We start from the raw sequence: 23,257 nt of genomic DNA on the forward strand, positions 1-23,257 counted from the left end.
TCTCCAATAATTATTTAATTCTTTGCGTCGTTTCGATATCAAAGAACATGACATTTCCATTTTTCACAAATAATGAAACCTTGGTGTTGGGTCTAATTTCCATATGGTCGATTGTCATGATTTTTGTCTCAACACCACCAATATCGGTGATTAATATAGCATGCGTCCCTTGGGGTTCAACGAACTGAATAACCGATTCGCATAGATGATCCGATGATTGCGTTTTTTCCAGGGAGACACCAACAAATTCAGGACGAACCCCCAAATCCACCTTTTTATTCGTGTATGGCAGCAATGCAGGAACTAAACGATCAGGAACTTTATACTCAAATCCTGTTGCAATTGCATATAGCCCATCTTCTCTCTTTTCAATCCTCACTTCATAGAAATTCGTTGGCGGTGTACCAATAAATGAAGCGACAAACTTTGTTGCACTATCTTGATACACTTCCATTGGTGTACCAATCTGCTCAATAATGCCTTTATTCATGACAACAATGCGATCCGCTAAGCTCATCGCCTCTGATTGGTCATGTGTGACGAAGATGGAAGTAGAGTTTTCGCGCGTATGAATATTTTTAAGCTCTGTTCTCATGGATACCCTTAGTTTGGCATCCAAGTTGGATAAAGGCTCGTCCATCAAGAAAAGTTTCGGCTTGATAACAATGGCCCGTGCAACCGCAACCCTTTGTCTTTGACCGCCCGACATTTGTGCAGGGTATCGATCAAGCAATGCCGTAATATCCGAAGCTTCAGCAGCAGCATGAACGCGTTCCTTAATTTCGGCTTTTGGAAGTTTTTGCAGTTTCAAGGGGTACGCAATATTTTCGAAAACCGTCATATGGGGCCAAACCGCGTAACTTTGAAAAATCATCGATACGCCTCTATCTTTTGGCTTTTTACCCAAAATATTTTCACCTTCAATAAGGATTTCTCCGCCACTAACGTCTTCCAAACCAGAAATCATCCGAATTGTTGTCGTTTTTCCGCAACCGGAAGGACCTAGAAATACGATAAATTCGCCCTTTTCAATCGAAAGGTTCATTTTATTAACGATTAAATTACCATCTTTTGTATATCTCTTTTCAAGATCTTTTAGCACTAAATAGCTCATTGATTTCCCCTCCTATACTTCTACTCCGCCCCACATCTGGTTTACATACTTCCTTACAATAAAAGTAAATATCAAGGCAGGAATAATTAAGATTAGACTGCCTGCAGCGGCATATTGAATGCTACTGCTTGAAGTGCCAATTGCTTTATAAACAACTAAGGCTAACGTTTGGTTTTCATTGGTAAGAATTAAAGCAGAAATTGTATCGTTCCATGCAGTTAAAAATGCATACATAGAGCTAGCTGCCAGCGCCGGAAACGCCAACGGCAAAGTTATTTTCATAAACGTATGGAAACTATTCGCTCCAAAAATAAATGAAGCTTCCTCCAACTCCTTGTTAATGCCTACAAAGATACTCGACGTGATCCATGCTGTTAACGCGATGTTAGGGATCGAATACAGAATCGACAAGCCCCATAAGGTATCAAATAAACCAAAGTTAATCAGTAAGATCGCCATAGGAATGCTAATTCCCACAACGGGGAACATACGAACAATGAGAAGCGTAACATTGATGGTTTCTTTGAACTTAAAATTATATCTGGCCATTGCATATCCAGCTAAACTGCCAATTGTTAACGATATAATAATTGTGTAAATCGAGACTAATATACTATTCACAAGCGCACTTTTTGCTTTTGTCGCAATCGTGAAAAATTGTTTAAAGTTATAGAACATATCTTTTTTAAGCGTAAATTCCATCGGGCCATTTTCTTTCGTTTTACTGAATTGTTCAATTAACTGTTCGCCTGGAATTGTTACCGCAAATTGTCGATTAAAGAAAGTTTCTAATTTTATCGGATTTGCTGTGGTTATAATGGAACGATATCCTTCGCCATTATTATAAAAAATCTCATACAGTCCCTGTTCGGTAGGAGCTACCTTAACGGTAACAGAAGTGCTTGGAATAAGATTTTTTGGAAACTCATTCATTTCAAAATCGTTTGAAAATGAAACCGATAGAAAGAATATAATCGGAACAACAACGGTGATGACCATAGCAGACAGGATTAGGCTCATTACTGTTTTTTGGATCAAATTGAGTCTATTCACTATTTTTTGCCCCCTGCCACTGAACTTTTCTTTGTAACTTTCAAATAGATGAGTGAAACAATAAGAACAATAACCGTAGTTGTAAACGACAACGTGAAAGCCAGTTTCCGGCTCGTCTCTAAACCAGGAACAGCGTCTACATAAAATGCCACACGTTCAACTAAGAACGGTACCTTACTATATCCCAAAACCATAACGGCAATTGCCCAAACTTGAATAGCAGCAATTAATCGCAAAATAATTGAAGTCACAATCGATGGTTTAAGCATGGGAAGGGTAATATCTTTAAAAATTCTCCATTTATCTGCCCCAAAGGAATAGGCAGCTTCTTTAAACTCCTTCTGCATACCTTGTAAACCAGCTACCAAAATAATCATGACCGAAGGGGTGACTGTCCACGTATCGATTAAAATAATAAGCAGTAACGCCGAAAAGCCATCAGCGCTTAAAAAAGAAATAGGTTCTTTTATCAGATGCAAGGTCACTAAAGTTGAGTTAATCCAACCATCGCTAATCAAACCTGTTTTCCAAAGAATCGCAACCGCAGTAGGTGTAACTGCCATTGGAATCATAGAAATAAACATCAGCGTTTTTGCGCCCTTAAACTTCCTGCTAAGTAACACCGCTAAGGTTAGTGCGAGTACATATTGCAGTACAACGGATATAGCAACGAATAAAGCGGTATTAAGTACGGATTGTCCAAACAATTCGGATTGAAACATTAACTTAAAGTTTTCGGTTAACGAGAAGTTCTCATTAATATCTATGAAAACCTCCTTCATACCTGCAGCGACTGGAGTTAGCCAAAATACCGAATAAAATATAAAAGTCGGTAGAAGCAACAAATAGGGGATCGCCTTTTTATTCATTCTCGTATTCCCACCTTCTGAAAAAAATTGAGGAGGGAAAATTCCCCTCACTCAACTTAAATAGTTTGCATATTTACTGTTTTTTCAATGCATCCATTTTTCCCTGTAAATCTTTGAAATATGCAGCATCTGGTAAAGTTTTATCTTTTAAAATCTTATTGAATAGAGCACCATAAAGTAATTTTACAGCGTTCCAGTCGGAATACGATGTTGCAGGCACACCTGAAATAATCGTGTTTTCGAGCATTTTGGAACCGGCAGTTTGAATAACATCCGTTGGTTCAAGCAAATCACTAACTTGTTTGATTGGGCTCAGGTATCCACCCATAGCAACCGTATATTCATAATCCACTTTCGGATCCATTACATATTTCACAAACTGTTCTGCAGCTTGTTGGTTTTTCGTACCTTTTTGAATACCGACCGTCCAAGCTCCCGCTGTAGAACCAGCTCCCTTAGGACCTTTTGGCGCCGCACCGATAATAAAATCATTTGGCGAAGCCGTATAGGCAACTCCTAGAGGACCCATGTGTGCAAATGCTAACCAAACATCGCCTTTCTTCATCGGATCTGTTGGTGAAGTGTATTGGGCTTGTTCCGCATAAAAGGCGTTGCCTTTTGCCATTTTTTCAACGTTTTTCATGGCATCCATGAAGCCAGCATTGTCAAATTGCGGGAATTGCGCCCCATAAGCTAACCCCATACCGCCCAAAGGATATAACAACTGAGAGCTCGTCTGGTTTGCAGGGAACATCGTTTTACCTGTACCTTCACCTTTTGCAATAGCAACTGCCCAGTCTGTATATTGATCCCATGTAAGTCCATTTACCACATCTTTATCCGTTAAACCAGCCGGAAGATATTTCAAAGCCTTCTTGTTAGCCATTGTTAAATAAACATCAAACGAAATTGGAGCAAAGAATCTTTTACCATCTTTGTTTGTCGTCGAGTCGAACATATTCGTTAACGTCACACCAGAATCTGTTACAATCTTCGAAATATCCTGTGTCCAGCCGCCATTCATATACGGAGCCATATTCGCAGTATCAACGACTACAACATCGGTAACTACGTTGCCAGATTGTTGTTCCGTGAACACTTTCGTAATTAAGTCAGCTTGAGGAATAATCTCAGCATCAACCTTCACGTTATACTTCTTCTCGAAGTTTTTAACGTAAGTGTTCAACACGTATTCTTTTTCAGAAGGCTGCTGCGCGTTTGTAAAAATAATTTTTAATGTCTTTGGCTGTTCAGGTTTCTTTGTCTCATTAGCCGCGCTGCTGCTTTTAGGGCTAGTGCTTGAACTGCCGCAACCAGCTAAAAGTATACTTGTTCCTAAAACTACTGCCATGGACACTGTAAAGATTTTTTTCATTGTTAGTCCTCCTGGGTGAATTAATAGTGTAATATTCAAAAACTTGACCGCATGTTTGCTCAAAGTAAGCTTGGAAAAGTCCCCCTTTATTTTTAAAGAAATCCTCCACAAATGGTAGCGCTCCCACAGAACATAAAAAAAATATAATCTCTTCCATACTTAAAAATTCACCTTGTAAAACCGCTCCCATGAATAAATATAACCCATCGATTTCATAGTGTCAATTTACTTTTCACGAGCTCTGTACCCTTAACGCATATGGGGTTATGAACTCAGAGCCCCTCACACGCATTCACCAAATCTATAGAGTTACTTGAATTTGATTTAGAACCTTGTAAATTTTCTTATTAACCCTCAAGGAAACTTCTGGACCTGCTTTTCTAGCAACTTTTAGCTCCGTTTGTGATATTGTAAAGACTAAAGTTGATCCCTGCCATTCAAATGGAAATGTAAGCTCCGACCAGTTTCTCGGCATTTTTGGTGAAATAGCCAACTGGTTTTGTTCCATTGTTATGTTCGCAAATCCAAAGATCGCAGTTAACCAATTGGCACCAAGCGAAGCAGCATGAATGCCTTCATCTGAAGATTTTGGATTGGATCCTAAGTCGATCAAGCACGCTTCTTGGAAGAATCGGTACGCGTTGTCCTGCTCCCCGCACCTTGCAGCTACTATGGCGTGTATAGCCTTACTGAGTGATGAGTCGTGAATCGTATGTTCTTCATAGTACTGCAAGTTTTTCTTAACAATTTCGGCCGGGAACAAATTTGGCATCAAGTACAAAAGCATAACGACATCCGCTTGCTTTAAAATTTGCATCTCATTGATTTCAGCACGTGAGTAGTCCAACAAGATAACTTGGCTGCCTTGCTTCATCTTATATTTTGTCAAATCAATTTCTGGTTTGGTTAAGAAGGTATCATCTTGCGGAAGGATGCCCTCCTCATTTGGCCTAGGCATATACAAGTTTTGGAGAAATACCTTTGCACGTTGATCAAATGTCAAATCCTTTTGATTATACTTGTCCAGGAAAAAAACGGCCTGTTGAACGTTAAATGCCGCCATGTAATTCGTATAAGCATTATTGTCAATATGCTCTGTATATTCGTCAGGGCCAATAACGTCTTTGATGGATAAACGGCCTCCTTCATTGGCAGCACGGCTGATCCAAAACAACGCGGTTTCTTTCAGTAAGACAATCCCTTCATTTTGCATAAACGCTTCATCTAGGGTGCTGTAGTAATATTGAACAACGGCAAACGCGATATCTGCGACAATATGGTGCTCTGCATCAGCAGAAGCTACTTTTTGTCGTTTCCCTGTAGAAATATTGATTGCTGCATATTCTGGAGTTTCTTCATGCCCTGTAAGAGCGCTTTCCCAAGGGAATAGAGTGCCTTCGTAACCATTTTTGGCGGATTTATATTTTGCCTCTTCAATGTGAAGATAGCGGTACGTCAGTAGTTTTTTCGCTACTTCAGGCACCGTGTGTAAGTGAAATGGGGCAATAAATAGTTCCGTGTCCCAGAAAACATGTCCCTTATAACCTTCGCCAGTTAACCCTTTGGCACCAATACTTAATCGCTCATCATGTGCAGGCGTCATAATTTCCATGTGATAGATGGAGAAATCAAGGGCTAGTTGATCCATTTCATAACTGGAAGAAATTTTTACTCGCTTATTATCCCAAAACATCTTCCATTTAGCCGCGGATTGGTTGAGTAATTGATCGTAACCTGCTGAACCGTTCCGTTCAACGGATTGGATACTTGCTGCATCCGCTTCGTCTACACCGACATCATTGGACGTGTACACGGCACTTATTTTTTCAAGTACAAAAGGCTGATTCACTTCCAGATGTTGTGAATAGGTCGCGGTCAGTTGGCGATTTTTGGAAACGAACACGGGTACTGAGTCCTGTGTTACTTTGCAAAATGTTGCCAACGCCACTTGGAGATTGCTTTCAGAGGTCCGATAGGTCGCATGCATGATTCTCTTTTCCATTACACGTACGTTCTCTTCAATTAAGTGCTGCTTACCAAAGTTAGATTGCTGTGCATCAATGCCTGTTTTTAACGCAAGGGATGCGGGGGTATCGAGCGCCGTGATTGACACTTTCGACGCAATCGTGTGCAAATCTGCTTTCGAGACAAATCGCTGGAAATGAAACTGGAAACGATGACCGGTTCTATTTTTCCAGACCAGCTTTCTAACTAACTCGCCTGTGAATATATCAAGTTGGCGTTCGTACCCAACAACTTCTCCAGCTTGCAGAGTGAAAATTTCTCCATCGATTTCAATTTTCATTCCTACTAGGTCGGGCAAGTTTACGATTTCAGTCACGTCATTGCTGGAGAATTTGTTGTAAATGCCCGCAACAAACATTCCCCGAGTTTGCTCTGTATAATTTTCATCAAAGCTGCCTCGCACACCTAGATAGCCATTTCCTTGTGTCATCAACGCGGCATAAGTATTGACCGCCTGTAAGTCGAATTGATTTTCTATTAATGGATTTACTTTGTTCATAATGTAACACTCTCATTCTTCTCAGCTGACTGATAAATGGCTTCAACAAGTTTTTGAATGGCATATCCTTCCTCGCCATCTGCTAGCCTGTCATTTCCACCTAAACAACGATTGACAAAGGCTTGCATACTCTTCATATGACGGTCTTCATCCGCCGCCTCGCGTTTAAACAAGGAGATTAGCTCTCCTTGATCATCTTTGTAGACTTCAGCCGGGAACATCGTTGCTCCTGCCTCATCACCACAAAGTTCAACATTCATGATGGTTTTCTCTTTGACATCCAGCTTCAAGTTTAGGGCAAAGGAGGTTTCAAGGTGTATCAGTCCACCGTTTTCTAATTCAATATACGAAAAAAGCGAGTCTTCTACTGTAAATTTCTGAGGATCCCATAAACCGAAAGCTCCTTTGCTTTTCTTGGTTCCAATCTTTTGGAACATTTTCGCGGTCACTTTCTTTACATTTGGGTATCCTAGCACATACATGGCAGCATCCAGCATGTGGATACCGAGATCGATCAGAGGTCCTCCACCTTGCGCTTCTTTATCAATAAATGTACCCCAACCTGGGATCGCATTTCTTCGAAGCGCTGACACTTTTACAAAGTAAATATCCCCAAGTATGCCTTGGTCAATCTTTTCTTTGAGCACTGTCACATCGTCAGCGAAACGATGGTGGAAATCGTAGGCAAGGATCTTTCCCTTTTGTTTAGCTAATTCGAGCATTTTTTTCGCGTCTTCCGCCTTAATTGCAGGCGGCTTCTCACACAATACATTGCAGTTATGTTCCAGTGCTTGCATGACGTTCTCAAAGTGAAATCGATTCGGTGTACACACACTAACCATATCTGGTTTTTCGCTGGTATACATTTCTTCTGCGTTTGTATAATAGTTTGGAATGCTGTTGCGTTCAGCAAATTGCTTTACATTTTCTTCAGTAGCACCTACGACAGCAACAATCTCAATTTCTTCTCTTTTTTTGTAGTATGCGATGTGAACTTTCTCAGCGATCTGACCATTGCCGATCAACGCGACTTTCTTTTTCACCACAGTTCACCCTCAGTATCTTTTAGTTCAAACAACGTTTAATATGTTGCAGACCATGAAGGAATTGTTCGCGTAAGTTCTCTCCACGAACCCGGTGTTCAAAAGTTAAGTAGCCTGTGTAACCATCTTTTTTCAATTGGTCAAAGTGCTTCTTAAAATCTATTGAGCCGCTTCCTGGCTGAAAGCGATGATTGTCTGCAATGTGAACATGCTTAACCAAGTCTTTGTTTTTGTGAAGAGCTGCACTGATCTCATCTTCTTCAATATTCATGTGATAGAAGTCTGCGATAATCTGCACATGTTTGAAATTGTTATCTTCAATGTACTTACGGGCGTCTGCCAGCGTATTAATCATATGGTCTTGGTAACGATTTAACGGCTCTAAATAAATAACTGTGCCTGTTTCTCCAGCAACTTTATCCAAGAATCTCAAAGACTCCGTTACCACTTTCCGATCACCTTCTAAGCTTCTCGGTGAAGTCATAGGCGGAAGCCGGAAGGTAAACATGCCCCACGCAGCAGGCACAACAATTCCCTTGCCGCCAATTTCTTTTAGCGCTTTTAAAATGTTTTCAATATCCGCCAGTCCCTTTAGTCGGCGCTCTTCAATAAAGTCGCCAATCCAGCCGCCATAGCCGCCGCATGCCGTAGCAACTTCAAGACCCGTTTCATTGATAGCAGACTTTACTTCTACAAGATGGTCCAGAAGGAATTTCCCGTCGATTTCAAAGCCATCGAATCCTGCCTCTTTTAAGAAAACAAACTTTTCTTTTATGTTTTCGGGAAAAAAAGGTTGATTCTGAGTTCCAATTTTCATCGTATACCATTCCTTTCCCATCGCTCGTGCATGGTGGTTGTAGTTAGATTATTTGATGAGTTCCAGTCGTCGTACTGCCCCTACAATTTCTTCTGCAATAAGCTCGTAAGCATAGCGGCTTGGATGAATATGGTCGTTTTGATCAATAAACCAGCTGATCGGAACCCCCGCCCCCACCTTCTCCCGAACTCGATCAAATACATTGATACAAGACACCTGTTCATCTTGAGCAAATTGAACTGCTGCTTTTAGGTACATCTCACTGCATTCGGCCCATTCCTGTCTTACTTCTATCGCTACGTCACGGTACGTTGGAACATGATCCAAGAAATTGTCCTTGTCTGGAGGAATGGTGACAAGAAATACCACCTCGGCAGGGGTCGTTGCCCGCAAGACTTCAAACAACCGGCGCAAGACGTTGTAATAATTGTCGATTCGATGCTTTCCGTCCAGTCGATGGTTGTACGCAAACGACTCCACCACGACCAGATCAGGACTTACGGATGACAGACACTTTTGCACGCCAGCTCCAAACGGATTCGGGAAATCGTGGGTGATACGATAGATGCCATACTCCGCCCGAGTGCCGCTTACACCGTAATTCAACAATTCAAAAGGCTGCTCCGGAAATTCCTTTGCTAACGAATCCCTAAGCTCGGGCATCTCCGCCCCCCAGAATGCGGTCATTGAATCTCCGAGGCATGCAATTTTATATTTGCGTTTCATTACTATCCTCCTTGCAGGACGATGTGTGTTGTAAGGCATAAGACAATCGTTTCTGCCCTACCAACTTGCACTTATTTTTTATATTCAATTCCCATTTTTATACTTAATTCAGGATTTTGATCTACGAAATTCATGTATGCTTCTGCACACTCTTCAAATGGAACAACGGGCTCAATGATATCTTCACAGTTCAGATAACCGTTCATCAATAGCTCCCAACAAGTCTCTTCGATTCTTTTACGATTCCAACGCGGGTAATCTGGGTTTGGCTCACTGGATGCGCGAGAGAAAACAATCTTCGCATTATTAAAGTGTGCTTCTCGCCCCAAATTGAAACCCTCTGGGAATGGCTTCGTAAACGCTACGTAAGAAATTATGCCTCCATACGCGATTCCTCTTAAGGCAGCTTGTAATGCGCTGGAACTGCCGCTTGTTTCGATGATGGAATCAACGCCCATTTTATTGGTTAACTTCTTGATTTCATATCCCAAGTCGCATCCAATTGGGTTAAACGTATAGTCCGCACCGTGCCTCTTAGCGATTTCACAACGGTGTTCAATGGGGTCCACACCAATAACGATGCTAGCGCCCGCTTTTTTCGCTAATTGAATAGCAATTTGACCAATTGCACCTAAACCAATAACAACAACGTAATCCCCAGCACGTACGTTGGCATCGCGCACACCGCTCATTGCAAATTGCGCAGGATCGTAACATACGGCGTTTTTCCAGGATGATCCCTTTGGCATCTTGCGAAGTTTGTAATTATTTACTCCGTTTACAATGACCGTTTCCATAATAGGTCCATAAGTGGAAACGACATCTCCGACTTGATATTCAGTTACATCTGAACCCACTTCACTTATCGTTCCTACAACCTGGTTTCCTAATTGGAACTCACCAAAAACAATGCCTTTCTTCTGTCCTTCTGGACGCGGCATAAACATTTTCCATTCTTCATTGAATTCTTCATCGATGAATGGGCTCACCCCACGAAAATCAATGACCTCCGTTCCATGCTTCGGTGAAGCATATTGGACTGTGATTTTCACTTCGTTACTTGCTACTGCGCGGTCTTCATAATCTAGCAATTCGGCAATGCGGGGCTTAACTGCAACAAGCTTTTTCATTGTTTTTATACCATCCTTTTATAAAATTTTTGCAAGTCCATTATCGAATATTCCCGAATTCAAGCAATTTAATCAGGGGGCTTTACTCCTCGCTTAGATGCTGATACACTATGCGTGGTACCGATCCCATAAAAGAGTAAAAAAATATATGAACTATTTCCCGTTTACTGTATAATAGCATAACGTTAATCGTCAACATAAATTTAAAATTCTTACTATGCTCGGAAATCGGGAGAAAAAACTTTATCCGTATGAGGTGAATTACAATGAATCCTATCAATCCAACAATTTATGATATTGCTAGATATGCTGAAGTTTCCAAATCAACAGTCTCTCGTGTTCTGACCGGGAAAACAAATATTTCCGATGAAAGCCGCAAACGCGTCTTAAAGGCGATTGAAGAATTGAAGTATGAACCCAATAAACTCGCTCGTGCATTAACGAACTCAGGATTCGATGCCATACTCGTAATTTCACGGCCATCTAACACAACCGCAGGTAATCCATTTTTTTCTGAGGTTATTCAATCCATTGCTTCGTATGCGGAAAATGAAGACTTTGATGTCATTCTTCAGACATCTCGAAATACGAAGGAAGTCATGCAGAAGTGCCTGTCGAAAATCCGCGACAAGATGGTCCGTGGCATTATTATGCTTAGTTCCCCTGTGAATGAGGACTATTTCGACGAACTTGATAAGCACAATATTCCAATTGCAGTCATTGGTAAACTGAAAGGAAGCTTTAACAACATCTTTTCAGTTGATACGAATAACTTTGCCAACAGCTACCGGCTTGTAAAGTTTCTTATTGATAAGGGACATAGAGATATAGCTTGTTTACATGCTCCGTTAAATTATAATGCGGCAATCGATCGCGTTGATGGATATACGCAATGTTTAATCGATCATGGCATTCCTGTACGCGAGGATCGAATTATTGATTGTGGGTACTCTTTTGAAGATGCGCACGAAAAAGCCATTCTTCTGCTTAAGTCTGATCGTTTACCCACCGCCGTTTTCACTGTGGATGAGCTGAAGATTATGAGCTTCTATCATGCCGCTTCACTACTAGGAATTTCGATCCCCGATCAAATTTCTATTGTTGGCTTGTCTAACGGAATCACACCACAGCTTCTTACACCACCCATGACCGGCATCGAACTTCCCGTATCTGCTTTGGGGAAAATTGCAACTGAATTGCTTTTCAAACGAATTAAAGGACAAACCGATACGGATAATTTGACGATTGTTCCAGCTCAATTAGATGAACGAAAATCCGTGAAATTATTGTAAAAGAAAGGATTGACATCATGACGACACATATTGACGCAATTATTTTTGACCTGGATGGCGTTATTACGGATACGGCTGAGTATCATTACTTGGCATGGAAGAAACTCGGGGAAGAGATAGGTATTCCTTTCGATCGTGAATTTAACGAAACACTCAAGGGAGTCAGCCGAATGGATTCGCTTGAGCGCATTTTAGAACATGGCGGGCGCCAAAACGATTTTACCCCTGTACAAAAAGAAGCCTTAGCATCAAAGAAAAACGATCATTATGTACAGCTTATTCAGACCATCACTGAAAAAGATGTTTTGCCGGGAGTTGAAAACTTCTTAAAACAAATTAAAGAGGCTGGTATTAAAATCGCTATGGCTTCCTCGTCAAAGAACGCGTTATTTGTTACTGAAAAGCTAGGTTTAATGACGTACTTCGATCACATTGTGGATGCTGCCACTGTTGTTCGCTCTAAACCAGACCCCGAGGTCTTCCTAAAAGCGGCAAAAGCTGTTGACGCAGCGCCAGCCAACTGTATCGGCGTGGAAGATGCAGCTGCAGGTGTTTGCGCCATCAATGATGCTGAAATGTTTGCAGTTGGCATCGGCGATCGTTCTGTGCTAGGACATGCAAGAATGATTCTTCAATCCACAAAGGAACTAAATCTGGAAACTTTTTTAAATGAATACGCGAAAAAGGATTAAGGGCAAAGGATTAAGGGCATGAATTCCAAATTAGTCACATATCGAATTCAATTACTTGTACTGACTCTTTCGGCAGGTATTTTTAGTTTTCAGCTTGAACCTTTTTTATTCGCACGAGGGGTAGCCACTTCAAAAATAATAGCTGTGTACAGCATCGTCCAAATTTCATCCGTCATTTTCACTTTATTTTGGGGAAAAATAATTCATGAATCGGATAAAGGATACCTGATCATTCGATCAGGCATTTTAATCCGAGTGGCTGCCATCTCTTTAATGTGTTTTAACATACATAATACAATGCTTGTTTCAGCCGTTTTCCTTTATTTTTTTGTTGCTTCCTGTTTGGACCTTGCCAACGAGGCACAACTGATGAAATGGACTTCCGAGGAACATCAGAATTTCGGACGCATTCGGATGTTCGGTTCGTTAGGATTCGCTATAAGCGGGTTAGTCGCGGCGGCCATTATAGGCCTAATGAAAACGATCAACTCGGTTATTTTCTTTGCGTTATTGATGAATATGATTTTCGTTTTACTTTCATTTTTTAGACCTCTAAAAACGGCAGGGATTAAAAAACGTGGAAAGACGCGTGTTCGAATTGATGCCAGCACGATCCTTTTACTCGTTTTAATCCAAATCCCATTAATTATTCCGTATTGCTTCAACCTAATCATGAATTTGCATTTTAGAGATAGTTTGGGTACAACTTTAGAATCAGCCATTTTTTTTTCTGGGCTGTCACTGCTTTTTAGTGCTGGAATTTCAGAAATCAGTGCTTTCATGTTTATTCAAACGGTCATAGAAAAAATCGGACCCAAAAAGACAATTCTTATTGGTTTGATCGCTAGTGTAGTTCGATGGAGTCTTGCAACTTTCTCTCACTCACCTTGGACTTTTTCTGTAACGTTTTTATTTCATGGCATTTGCTTCGCCTTTACTTATATGGGCTTCCTCACGATCGTTAAGAAGAGGTTTGGCAATGATGCCATCAGCAAGATGCTTACGATATCTTCGGTATGTGTAGCTGTTATGTCAGCGATTCTATCCCAAGTATTTGGTTTTGTATTAAAGCGCTCTGATACATTTACGATATTAGCGTTGTTCACTTTTACTTGTGCAGCTTGTGCGATCACTTACTATCTTGTCTTTTGGAAAAATCCCAAATATCGAGGCATCTAAACAAATGGAGGGAATTCCAAGTCACTTTTTGACCGGGAATACCCTCTCTTTCATTTCCTATATTCGATCAAAGACAATAAGCTCACTTGAATAATCGCCCCATAGCGGAATATTCACACCGCGATTCATAAGAGATGCCCCGCTGCGCTCAAGATTGAACTGCTTACATACGTAAATTCCCTGCGGGTCCAGGCCTCTTAGTCTGATTGAAAACGACGGATGTCTGAATTGCGGCGCGTGTCTAAAGACAAATAAGACCGTTTGTGAGCATTCAGCGTTTACAAATTGGAATGCCGCGCCATATTGGCTTCGTGGTGAAATAAGACGATAAAATTTACCGTTTTGCGTTGTTTCACGTATTTCCTTGTATTGCGCAATGTAGAACTTGATTTCTTCTAATTCTTTCTGACTAAAATCATCAAAAATTAAACTGAAGCCTAGTGGACACATCATGGCGCTATGAAAACGGTATTTCAAAGAAGTTACTCTCAAATTATTGTCATCTGGAGAAGCAGTAACCCATGCCATCATCGCTTTGGGCGTATAGGCAAGTGAGTTCCCTTCTTGAATGAACAGCCTATCAAATGGATCCGTATTGTCACTTGGCCACAATTGATAAGCATATTTCATGATCCCCATATCCATTCTCGCTCCTCCAGCAGAGCAGGATTCGATCATGACTCGAGGATGCTTTTTCTGAAGCCTTTCTAATAGATCGTAAACGCCATACGTATGTCTGACCCAAATTTCTTTATGATGCTCACTTGGCGCATCTGGCCAACCAGGCTCACTGAACGAGCGGTTCATATCCCACTTTATATAAGCAATATCATGATTCGATAATAGTTCATCCAAACAGCCATAGATATATTCCCGAACGTCCTCACGGCAGAAATTCAATACAAGTTGATTTCTAAGTTCCGTACTCTTTCGGCCTGGGAAGTGATACACCCATTCCGGATGTTTCCGGTAAAGATGACTATTGGGATTAACCATTTCTGGCTCTATCCATATACCGAATTTCATCCCTAGTGATTTGACATGATCAATGAGCGGATTTAATCCATTCGGAAACTTTTTCTCACTTGGGTACCAATCACCTAGACCTGCATGATCATCAAACCGATCTCCAAACCAACCATCGTCAACGACAAAATATTCCGCTCCTAATCCAGCAGCTTGAATGGCCAAACCTTTTTGGTTGTCTTCATTAATCGCAAACTCCGTTGGATACCAAGAATTGTAAACCACAGGTCTAAGCTCATTTGCATTTCTTAAAATATATTTCAATTGATAACTGTGCAATTTACGGCTAGCTTCGCCGAATCCTTGCTGCGTAAATCCAGCAATACATGTTGGCGAAGAGAAGGTCTCACCTGGTTTCAGATGCCATGTAAAATCAAAATCATTCAGCCCTGCTGCCACTTGCAAGGTTTGATAGTTCGTTCTTTCCACAACAATTTTCCAGTTTCCGCTAAAGGCAATTGCACCAAAATACACATCGCCTTGTTCTTCTTTCGCATCGCCAAAATCAATTGCAAACCAAGGGTTAGCATGATGGCTTGTTCTGCCTTGACGGCTTTCAAGCACTTTCTTCCCTTCGTTTATTAACTCACGACGAATTTTGTTTTCCCCTCTTGATAGGCCTGTTAGGTAGGTCAGATGGTAATCCGGTTGAATAGGAAAATGCCAAATGGCTCCCATTAATTGCTCCACGGACATCGGATCCGTACCTTCATTCACCAAATCAACATGACGTTCAATTAAATCAAATTCCGGAATAACACGGTAATGCAACTTTACGTTAAGCGGCTTTAACTCATCTTTTAAATAAATAATCAACTCATTGTCAGACTTTATTTCAAAATGATGATAAACCAGCTTCACATCTCGAATATGATCTGAAAAAGTGACCTTAATGCCAGGCTCGGCAAATCGATAACCACCCCAAGGCATAATTTCATCTTTATATGGACTCATCGCGCCTGCACCTGGATGCTCATAATCCCTATTTACATCCAAATAATCGTCAGATGTTAGCTGGGAGCCGCCCCAATATAAATTGACAATGCTCCCCTTGCTGTCGATACCCATTCCATATTCCGATTTGTTTGTTTTTAATATCCACATTTTTTGATTTTCATGATATTGAATGGACATCTGTGCTACCTCTTCGTAAGCGTTTATTTATCTTCCACAACCGAGAGACTCTGGCGTTGGTTGAACGATTGTTATATTTAATAATATCGCCAACAGATCTTTTACTAGTAAAGCTATCCTCTAACGTAATCATAAATCCCTTTAAACGTGCTTGTAAGGGTATTTTGACTGATGACAACTTGTGTCTGCAGACCCTGCAAAGCCAATTCATTTTGAAAAGCAGGTACAAACAAAACACCGCTCTTGGAAATTTGACCACCTAGCACAATCCTGCTAGGACTAAAAGCGGATAACGCTGGATACAGAATGGAGGCCATTCGCTGACCAAATAGCTCGAATAGCTGTCTTAAGCTTGGCTCACCTGCGATAGCAGATTTCGCCAAATCACGAACATCACTGCTACTTACATCGATCCCTAATTCCAAAGCCAATTGAAGGACCCCTTTTTTGGAAATATAATCATCCGCGATACCATTTCGATAGGGCTCCTTATACAACCAACCGTTTTCTGGAACGTCTGCCCTTTGTTGAACCAAGCAGCCATGTTCGAGGAAACAGGAGCCGAGCCCCGTACCTATTGTAAGGCATACAACCCGATCTGCTGCCTGGCCTTCCCCGTAGACAGCTTCGCCAAGGCCAAACAATGCAGCATCATTCTCGAAAGCGATTCGAAACCTGGGAGCAAGTCTATCTTTTAAGCAAGAATTTGCACGGAGTGCTTCTTCTAAGAGCTTTCCTACAGGTAGCCCGTATAAGGCATCAAACTTACCTAAGCCCTTAATAAAGCTTATCCCGTTCTTGTAATCGAAAGGACCAGGAAACGCTATGCCGAGTCCGCAAATTATCGGATGATCTTGATCTATTTTGGAAATCATATCCTGGATGATGCTCACGAAATGATTCACGACCCCATTTGCGCTTAAATCAGATCGGGATTCATATTGTGCAACTGTCGGACCTATAATCGTTCCTTCACATACAGCTGCAGCCTTAATTTGCGTTCCTCCGACATCGAAGGCGAGAACAATGGTTGGATTCATTTTAGCCCCCTAAGCTCTGACATAAGCTTTAATCAAACCTATGGTTTTTCCTTCACTACTTCCACTAGGCTTTATTGTGTAAGAGGAAATAGAAGCTGGGACAATGAATGTTTCCGCAAATCGAACAACAAAGGGTTCGAACGAGCCATCCAGAGATTCTACGGTCGCCTCATCGCCTTCAATGAGATTCAACATATGAACACTTCCATTCGATTTGTGGACGACGGGAACTGAGAACCAATACCGACGTGTCTCGATAAATTCGAGTTCATGAAGGCCTGTTCGCTCTTCAATCCATCCTTCGCCTTCCGCCACAGTTTGAATACGTCCTACACATTCTGATGTCGTCCATTCAGTCGTCCTATTCCACTGAATGACGTTAGCTCCATGGTCGACATGAACGGGTCTAGGACGCCCATCCAGACCTAACCGATCCCAGTCCCATAGTTTAAATGTAAAAATATACGGCGTAGCGCTAATCTCTAGTACCATACATCCCGAGCCAGAGCAATGAACCGTCCCTGCTGGGATGAGAAAATGATCGTGTTTGGCTGCAGGATAGACGTTCACGTAATCCTTGGCTGGAAAAGTACTTTCACCTGTTTGTGCGTTTCGCAAATCCGATAACATAGCTGCGGGATCAATGTTGTCTTTCAGTCCTAAATATACTTCTGCCCCTGGTGCGGCATCAAGTATATAATAGCTTTCGTCCTGTGTATAAGGCATACCGAACTGCTCACGGATATAGTCGGCCGTCGGATGAACCTGCAAGCTCAAGTTCTGTCCGCCAATTGTATCAAGGAAGTCGAACCGAATTGGGAACTCCGCGCCAAAGCGTGCATAGACACGTTCACCCAAAAGTTTAATTGATTCGAAGAAGACGAGATTGATGGCAGGTACTTCTACGCGCAAAGATCCGTATTGGAAATACAGACTGTTTTCTTCCGGCACTCCGTCGAAACCCCATGCATACGGATTTTGTTTGGGAGGCAAATCGATGTTAGCCTCCAGCCATGTTCCCCCCCATACGCCTGGATCGAAATAGGGGACAAGCCGGAACGGTTGGCTTGCTGCCTGAGAAAGCCCTGCGAACAAGGCTTGTTTGGATAACAGCTTAGGTTCGTTCCTGACATTCGTATCCAGATAATAATCCATCTGATTGAACAAAGATCTCTTCTGTCGATCCGCCATACGCCATTCGAAAAAGTAACCACGCTTGTAGAGCCGAAGCGTATCCTCTTCTCTATGAACTGCACGCCAGTTCCCAATCTCCTTCGCGCGGTAGCGAAGTTGAATTTCCCAACGCGCTAAGTCTGCATAGATTAGAATGTCACCTTTTGTAATAAGTGTGGCTCCAAAACCAATCACCACAATAATACCTTCGTCCAACGCTGCCAATTGAGAACGGAGGTCTTCCACTTTGTCCGCGTTATAAAACTCATCGATTTGGAATGGCGCCAGATAACCGAACACGCGATCATCTGTCATATAGCGCGCAACTTTAGCATCTACCTCGGCCGGCTCCAATGCTGCTTCTTCAGCTCTAATGACCATTGCTGGACTTAAGGAAACTGCCAATCCTTCGAGAATTTCATCCTGTCTAACGCCAGGGTAGCATTCCACAACGACGATCGCCTTTTTCATCCTTTTTTCCGTAATTGCAGCCGTTATTGTTTCCCCGATAGCCTCGTAGCCGGACCAGGATTCATGCTCCCATTTCCAAATCATGATAGCTGGTTCCTTGTTATAGTTAGATTTCATGTCGTCCCACTGCTCCCCCCTATTATTTATCACAATATAACACAATTTAACACTAACTAACAAAATAAAAATTTTCTAAATGATATGCACCTCAATGCCACTATCTTCGATAAACGTCTTATCCTCAGCCCTTATGCCCTGATCTGTGATGAAAACATCAATATCGGTCAATTGTGCCACCGTTGAGAAAAATCGTTTTCCCATCTTAGAGGAATCAAGGAGCATGACCACCTTCTTTGCGGAACGGATCATCGCTTTCTTTACTTGTGTATCAAGTAGATTGGGGTCAGTGAACCCTTCTTTGACGACATACCCTAAAGCTGATAGAAATAAGGTATCCGCATGATAGCGCCCGAAAAACTCTTCGGCGACAGGTCCGACAAAAGTTCCGGATACATCCCTTAACATCCCCCCGCAGCAAATAATTGAATTTCGCTCCGATACCAACGGACGAAAACGGTTTAACGTTTCCATTCCGTTGGTAAGAAGCGTCAACTGGTCGTAGCCCCCTAGATGTTGTACCATCCTGGAAACTGTCGTTCCGTTCTCCAGAATTAGAACGTCCCCATCTCGCACAAATCGTTCCGCGGCATACGCAGCCAAGTGATCTTTCACATCTTGATTACTGGCCTGCTTAGAAGCCAAATCCGGTTCTTCTCCCCCCCCAAAATAATCTCGAAATATGACTCCCCCATGTGAACGCAGAACGTGCTTTTCCTTCTCAAGCACATTTAAATCACGACGAATGGTCATCTCCGATACGCCAAAATGATTGCTTAGCTCTTTCATCGTGGCAGCACCATGTTCGGATATGAAAGCTAATAGCGCTTTTTTCCTTTGTAACGGCAACATGATTACACCCCCTGCATTTTCTCTCATTATAACACAAATGATCATAAATATTCACGATAGTAGAAAGCCGGAAGGGTGTTGTTTATGTTTCGGGGCATTTTATTTCTCAAACCTCGTATTTCTTCATAATAGGAATGCTGCCCGTTTAGCACAAAGCGGCCACCGATTCATTACCGGCAGCCGCGTTGTAGCTAATTATTATACTATAGTTACTTGTTAGTCTACTTATACCAGTCGTAGCCTAACTCCTTTATTATTGCATCTCTATAATTAATTCCTTTACTTTCTAGAAAAAAGTCAGATCTGTAAAAGCATTAACTACTATCCTATATATTCCTAAATTGCTTCGCACTCATCACAAACGTATACTAGCAGCTTTAATGCTCGCATTGTCCTATTCAATGATAAGCAGCTGCATGTACCCAAGTAGCACCTTTGCTCAACTCCGTTCCAAGCTGCTGCCCAGCCATATTCATCCCATGATGTGGCGCTGATAACCCCAAATCGCAATGTAATATAAAAAAGCCCGTTCCCAATATAAACTGTACCCTATCGAGAAGACACTTTAAAAAAGTTTCTCGGTAGGGTACTTTTATTTATACAAGATAGATGGGAACGAGGGAATTTGTAATGAGCAAGAAAACATTCACAGATACTGAGGTCAAACAGTTATCTAAAAATCCTTATGTGAGGTCTGTTTCTAATAAGGCCATTACGTATACAGATGCGTTTAAGCAATTGTTTATCACAGAAAATAACAAGGGAAAGCCGCTTAGAGAAATATTTGAGGAATGTGGATTTGATGTAACTGTCATCGGGATCCAAAGAGTTCAATCCTCTGGAAAGAGATGGCGTGCAGGCTACCAGGAGAACGGTCTTAGGTTTGCAGGATACGCGAAGTAAGTCGTCAGGAAGGCCCCTAAAACGAGAGCTGACGCTGGAAGAGAAGTATGCCAAATTAGAGGCACAGAATGCCTTGTTAAAAGCGGAGAACGAACTATTAAAAAAGATTCGGTTTGCGGAAAGGGGACAGAACAAAAGGTAGCATTGTCGCCTAGCCAAACATATAATCTTATCCGTATCGTCATCGAGAAATATCAACTCCACCGTATGGTCAACTATTTGTGCAAGGCAGCTGCGGTTTCCAGAAGCGGATATTACAAGTACTGGTCTTCCGAAGCAAAGCAAAAGAGAAGCAAACGTGAGCAACAAGATGAGCAGGTCAAAGAAATTATCTTAAAAGCTTATCATTTCAAAAGACGCAAGAAAGGTGCCCGTTCAATTAAGATGACACTGGAGGGGCAATTTAAGGTTGTCTACAATCTGAAACGCATCAGGAGGATTATGAAGAAATACGGCATTGTGTGCCCTTTCAGGAAGGCTAACCCCTATAAAAAGATGATGAAGGCCACTCAAGAGCATAGAGTTGTTCCTAACCTGTTGAACCGGGAGTTTAAGCAGAACATCCCTGGCAAAGTACTACTGACGGACATCACCTATTTAGTGTACGGCTCAGGCCTCAGAGCCTATCTATCCACCATCAAAGACAGTTCCACTAATGAAATTGTAGCCTATCATGTGTCAGACCGAATTACGATGGATCTTGCGATTAAAACCCTCCTTAAGCTGAAGAAGGACAGAAGGTTTAAGAAAGCAGAAGGTGCGTTCATTCATTCTGACCAAGGGACTCATTATACGCATCCGGATTTTCAAAAGCTGGTTAAAAAAATGAAATTACAACAGTCCATGTCCAGGCGCGGAAACTGCTGGGATAATGCGCCTCAAGAATCATTTTTCGGTCATTTTAAGGATCAAGCTTCCATGAAACGTTGTTTGACTTTAGATGAGTTAAAACGGGAGATTAAGGACTACATGACATATTACAATCACTACCGGTACCAGTGGAATCTAAAAAAGATGACCCCTGTTCAATACGAGGCCACTGAAAAAGTCCTTCGTATGATAAAGACACACCCTGCTCAAGTTTTTGTGAGGATGGTGTGTCTTTTCTCTGTATAATTAAGGTATTAAACCAAGTAGGTGAAAAAATGATTCAAAAACAACAATCTATGACTTTTAGCCCTTATTTGGAACTTTATAACTTGGTGGTACCGAAAGACAATATGTTACGGCAAATCAACGAACTAGTTGACTTCTCTTTTGTATATGAAGAACTGAAGGAACGTTACTGTCTAGACAACGGCCGAAATGCGATCGACCCCATCCGAATGTTCAAGTACTTGCTATTGAAGGCCATTTTTGAACTGTCCGACAACGACATCGTCGAACGTTCGAAGTACGACATGTCGTTTAAATATTTTCTTGATATGGCACCTGAAGATCCAGTGATTGACGCTAGTTCCTTAACCAAGTTTCGGACGCTGCGACTGAAAGACTCGAATTTACTTGACATGCTCGTGGGTAAAACAGTTGAAATTGCATTGGAGAAGGGCATTATTAAAAGCAAAGCCATCATTGTCGATGCTACTCATACCAAAGCCCGTTACAACCAAAAATCCCCGCGGGAAATCTTGCTGGATCGTTCACGCAAGTTAAGAAGAGCGGTCTATAAAGCTGATGAGTCGCTGAAAGCCAAGTTCCCAGTTAAGAATACCAGTAATGTACTTGAAGACGAGATCGACTATTGTCAAAAACTCATAGCTGTTCTTGAAGCTGAAGGTGGTATTTGCGAATTACCAAAAATTAAAGAACCATTGAATTTCTTGAAAGAAACAGTTGCCGATGACCTGCAACAATTACGGATTTCAGAAGATCAGGATGCAAAGGTCGGTCACAAAAGCGCGGACTCTTCGTTCTTTGGCTATAAGACCCATCTTGCCATGACCGAGGAACGAATCATAACAGCTGCCATTGTCACGACGGGTGAAAAGAATGATGGAAAGCAACTGCAATTACTCATCGAAAAAAGCAAGGCAACAGGCATGGAAATCAAGTCCGTCATCGGAGATACAGCTTACTCTGAAAAAGACAATATCGTTTATGCGAAAACCAATAATATTGAACTTATTGCAAAACTAAATCCGCTTATTACACAAGGGGCGCGTAAGAAAGAAGATGAATTTCAATTTAATAAAGATGCAGGCATGTATGTGTGCAAGGCTGGCCATATGGCGACTCAGAAGGCACGGACAGGGAAAAAGGGAGTAAACGATAACCAAAAGAATACCTACTACTTCAATATAGAAGTGTGTAAGAGGTGCCCGTTCAAAGAGGGATGCTACACCGAAGGAGCAAAAAGCAAGACCTACTCGGTGAGTATTAAGTCTAGCGAGCATACTGAACACATCGCCTTTCAGGAAAGTGAGTACTTCAAAGAAAAGGCGAAGGAACGCTACAAAATAGAGGCGAAGAACAGTGAACTAAAACATAGACACGGATATGACGTTGCGTCATCTTCGGGTCTGGTTGGCATGGAGTTACAGGGGGCGATGACGATATTTACCGTTAACTTAAAGAGAATATTGAAACTGATGAAGTGAGCAACCAGCTATAAAGGCTTTCCTAGACAGTAAAAGACGGCCCCAATACCCAAAAACTGGGAATTATGGTCGTCTTTTATTTTATGTTCTTCAGTTGTTCCGTAAAAATCACAAGTTTTTCAGTGGCCTC

General features: G+C 41.7%; 17 protein-coding genes and 1 pseudogene. 5 read left to right on the top strand and 13 right to left on the bottom strand.

The genetic code is table 11. The annotated features are described in order from the left end of the window. Positions 1-10: 10 nt before the first annotated feature. The 9 genes from O9139_RS19095 to O9139_RS19135 form a co-directional block, all read right to left on the bottom strand. Positions 11-1,114 (bottom strand): ABC transporter ATP-binding protein, encoded by a 1,104-nt coding sequence (locus O9139_RS19095; RefSeq protein ID WP_270881061.1) that lies wholly within the window; start codon positions 1,112-1,114, stop codon positions 11-13. A gap of 12 nt (positions 1,115-1,126) precedes the next feature. Beyond that, positions 1,127-2,167, bottom strand: coding sequence for a carbohydrate ABC transporter permease (locus O9139_RS19100; protein WP_270881062.1), 1,041 nt, complete (start codon positions 2,165-2,167; stop codon positions 1,127-1,129). Further along, positions 2,167-3,036, bottom strand: coding sequence for a carbohydrate ABC transporter permease (locus O9139_RS19105; RefSeq protein WP_270881063.1), 870 nt, complete (start codon positions 3,034-3,036; stop codon positions 2,167-2,169). The genes O9139_RS19100 and O9139_RS19105 overlap by 1 nt, the downstream gene beginning before the upstream one ends. A 73-nt stretch (positions 3,037-3,109) precedes the next feature. Next, positions 3,110-4,411 carry an ABC transporter substrate-binding protein gene (locus O9139_RS19110; RefSeq protein ID WP_270881064.1) on the bottom strand — a complete coding sequence of 434 codons (1,302 nt, stop codon included), beginning with the start codon at positions 4,409-4,411 and terminating at the stop codon, positions 3,110-3,112. Positions 4,412-4,712: 301 nt separating this feature from the next. Beyond that, positions 4,713-6,935, bottom strand: a complete 2,223-nt coding sequence (locus O9139_RS19115; RefSeq protein WP_270881065.1) for a glycoside hydrolase family 65 protein — start codon at positions 6,933-6,935, stop codon at positions 4,713-4,715. Next, positions 6,932-7,978 carry a Gfo/Idh/MocA family protein gene (locus O9139_RS19120; protein ID WP_270881066.1) on the bottom strand — a complete coding sequence of 349 codons (1,047 nt, stop codon included), beginning with the start codon at positions 7,976-7,978 and terminating at the stop codon, positions 6,932-6,934. Before O9139_RS19120 ends, O9139_RS19115 begins: the two co-directional genes overlap by 4 nt. A 22-nt stretch (positions 7,979-8,000) precedes the next feature. After that, positions 8,001-8,795 carry a sugar phosphate isomerase/epimerase family protein gene (locus tag O9139_RS19125; protein ID WP_270881067.1) on the bottom strand — a complete coding sequence of 265 codons (795 nt, stop codon included), beginning with the start codon at positions 8,793-8,795 and terminating at the stop codon, positions 8,001-8,003. 48 nt (positions 8,796-8,843) lie between these two features. Further along, positions 8,844-9,521, bottom strand: coding sequence for an SGNH/GDSL hydrolase family protein (locus tag O9139_RS19130; RefSeq protein WP_270881068.1), 678 nt, complete (start codon positions 9,519-9,521; stop codon positions 8,844-8,846). 71 nt (positions 9,522-9,592) lie between these two features. Next, positions 9,593-10,651: a zinc-dependent alcohol dehydrogenase gene (locus tag O9139_RS19135; protein WP_270881069.1), complete on the bottom strand. Its 1,059-nt coding sequence runs from the start codon at positions 10,649-10,651 to the stop codon at positions 9,593-9,595. Between the two features lie 275 nt (positions 10,652-10,926). Between O9139_RS19135 and O9139_RS19140 the strand changes: the two genes are divergently transcribed. The 3 genes from O9139_RS19140 to O9139_RS19150 are packed head-to-tail and all read left to right on the top strand — an operon-like array spanning position 10,927 to position 13,814. Then, positions 10,927-11,943 (top strand): LacI family DNA-binding transcriptional regulator, encoded by a 1,017-nt coding sequence (locus tag O9139_RS19140; RefSeq protein WP_270881083.1) that lies wholly within the window; start codon positions 10,927-10,929, stop codon positions 11,941-11,943. A gap of 17 nt (positions 11,944-11,960) precedes the next feature. Further along, entirely contained in the window at positions 11,961-12,635 is a 675-nt protein-coding gene (gene pgmB, locus O9139_RS19145) for a beta-phosphoglucomutase (RefSeq protein WP_270881070.1), read from the top strand. A gap of 18 nt (positions 12,636-12,653) precedes the next feature. Continuing rightward, positions 12,654-13,814, top strand: coding sequence for an MFS transporter (locus O9139_RS19150; RefSeq protein ID WP_270881071.1), 1,161 nt, complete (start codon positions 12,654-12,656; stop codon positions 13,812-13,814). Between the two features lie 57 nt (positions 13,815-13,871). On the opposite strand, the gene O9139_RS19155 is transcribed toward O9139_RS19150, so the two are convergent. The 4 genes from O9139_RS19155 to O9139_RS19170 all read right to left on the bottom strand — a co-directional run bounded on the left by O9139_RS19155 (position 13,872) and on the right by O9139_RS19170 (position 19,627). Beyond that, entirely contained in the window at positions 13,872-15,974 is a 2,103-nt protein-coding gene (locus tag O9139_RS19155; RefSeq protein WP_270881072.1) for an alpha-galactosidase, read from the bottom strand. A 113-nt stretch (positions 15,975-16,087) separates the two neighbouring features. After that, complete coding sequence (locus O9139_RS19160) at positions 16,088-17,014, bottom strand: ROK family protein (protein WP_270881073.1); 927 nt, start codon at positions 17,012-17,014, stop codon at positions 16,088-16,090. 9 nt (positions 17,015-17,023) lie between these two features. Then, positions 17,024-18,742, bottom strand: coding sequence for a class I mannose-6-phosphate isomerase (locus O9139_RS19165; RefSeq protein WP_270881074.1), 1,719 nt, complete (start codon positions 18,740-18,742; stop codon positions 17,024-17,026). Positions 18,743-18,850: 108 nt separating this feature from the next. Further along, positions 18,851-19,627, bottom strand: coding sequence for a DeoR/GlpR family DNA-binding transcription regulator (locus O9139_RS19170; RefSeq protein ID WP_270881075.1), 777 nt, complete (start codon positions 19,625-19,627; stop codon positions 18,851-18,853). Between the two features lie 630 nt (positions 19,628-20,257). Here O9139_RS19170 and O9139_RS19175 point away from each other — a divergent pair. Further along, positions 20,258-21,562 (top strand): annotated as a pseudogene (locus tag O9139_RS19175) (IS3 family transposase); the annotation flags it as partial. A 113-nt stretch (positions 21,563-21,675) separates the two neighbouring features. Then, complete coding sequence (locus O9139_RS19180; RefSeq protein WP_270877866.1) at positions 21,676-23,127, top strand: IS1182 family transposase; 1,452 nt, start codon at positions 21,676-21,678, stop codon at positions 23,125-23,127. Positions 23,128-23,257 lie beyond the last annotated feature (130 nt).

The sequence above is a fragment of the Paenibacillus aestuarii genome (assembly GCF_027789125.1).
Classification (GTDB): domain Bacteria; phylum Bacillota; class Bacilli; order Paenibacillales; family NBRC-103111; genus Paenibacillus_E; species Paenibacillus_E aestuarii.